The organism is Candidatus Proelusimicrobium excrementi, assembly GCF_937881865.1.
Taxonomy (GTDB): domain Bacteria; phylum Elusimicrobiota; class Elusimicrobia; order Elusimicrobiales; family Elusimicrobiaceae; genus Proelusimicrobium; species Proelusimicrobium excrementi.
In genome coordinates this window covers 1-1,371 of record NZ_CALGEO010000169.1, presented here as the reverse complement: position 1 = coordinate 1,371, position 1,371 = coordinate 1, and the positions used below count along the sequence as shown (strand labels likewise).

Here is a 1,371-nt window from a genome sequence, read left to right as displayed (position 1 = left end):
TCACTACGAAAAAACTAAAATCAGGCTCAAATCTAAAAGAAATCAAGCCGGTTAAGGTTACTACAAAAGAAGAATTAAACGTACGTCAGGCTCCGCCTGACGTTAAAAGGAATTTTCCTTTGTCATGTAAAACCTGACCTAAATTAATAAATATGCAAACACAGCAGGCAAGTAAAAAAGCGCACGGGAGTGTAAAATACACAAATAACCAATTAAAACAAATAAAAAATTTAGTAAAATTTTTATTAGCGTTTTTAAAAACGCTTATTTTTTTATAAGGAAGGTGCAAAGTTACCATAAATGAAAGAAAATCCCGACGCCGCTTCACCCAAAAAAACTAAAGATTATACCCTTAAATTATCCCTTTGGGGTTTGCTGGGGGTCGTCATCAGCGCGATGGTAGGCTCCGGCGTTTACTCTCTTCCGCAGAATATGGCTAAAGGCGCGGGGGCCGCTTCGATAATACTGGCGTGGCTGATAACCGGGTTTGGAATGTTCTGCATAGTTTACACTTTTCACTTGTTGGCCAAAATCAAGCCGGAAATGGCCTCCGGGATATACTCATATTCCCAAGACGGTTTCGGCCCGGGGGCGGGGTTTTTAACGGCTTGGGGCTATTGGCTTTGCAATATCTGCGCCAATACCGGCATAGCCGTAATTTTAATGGAAGCTTTAAATTACTTCTTTCCGCCTTATTTTGAGGGGGGAAACAACTTAAACTCTTTAATCGTTTCCACACTTATTTTATGGCTGTTTTTTATATTGGTTTACAGAGGCATAAAAACGGCGGCGGCAATAAATTTTATAGGAACATGCTTCAAACTGGTGCCTATAATCATTTTTATCTGCGTATGTATTTTCGCTTTCGACTTTGCCGTTTTTAAGCAGGATATTTCCTTTACGCTTAATTCCGGCGGGTTTAACTTTAAGGATATTACAGCCGAAGTCAAAAACACCATGCTGATAACAATTTGGGCTTTTATCGGCGTAGAAGCGGCGGTAGTTTTGACGGGCCGCGCCAAAAGAGCGAAGGACGTTTCCCGCGCCACTCTCGGCGGATTTTTTATATGTCTTATTTGTTACAGCCTTATTTCTTTATTGCCGTTTGGGATATTGGAAAGGGGGGAAATATCCAAATTCGCCAATCCGTCCACGGCGGGCGTTCTTCAAAGCGTAATCGGCAAAGCCGGAGGGCTTTTAATGATCGCCGGGCTTATGGTATCGGTGCTGTTTTCCTGGCTTTCATGGGTGATTATAGCTACGGAAATCCCTTTCAGCGCGGCCCAAAAAGGGCTTTATCCAAAGTATTTTTTAAAGGAAAACGCCAGAAAAGTGCCGGCGGCTTCCCTGCTGGTAACGACCATAGCCACG

Annotated in this window: 1 protein-coding gene; it reads left to right on the top strand. The window is 42.7% G+C overall.

Annotated elements, in window-relative coordinates; genetic code table 11:
* Window positions 1-300: 300 nt before the first annotated feature.
* Window positions 301-1,371, top strand: a 1,071-nt coding sequence (locus ACQY26_RS07505) for an amino acid permease (RefSeq protein ID WP_428048607.1), incomplete at its 3' end; no start/stop codon positions are given.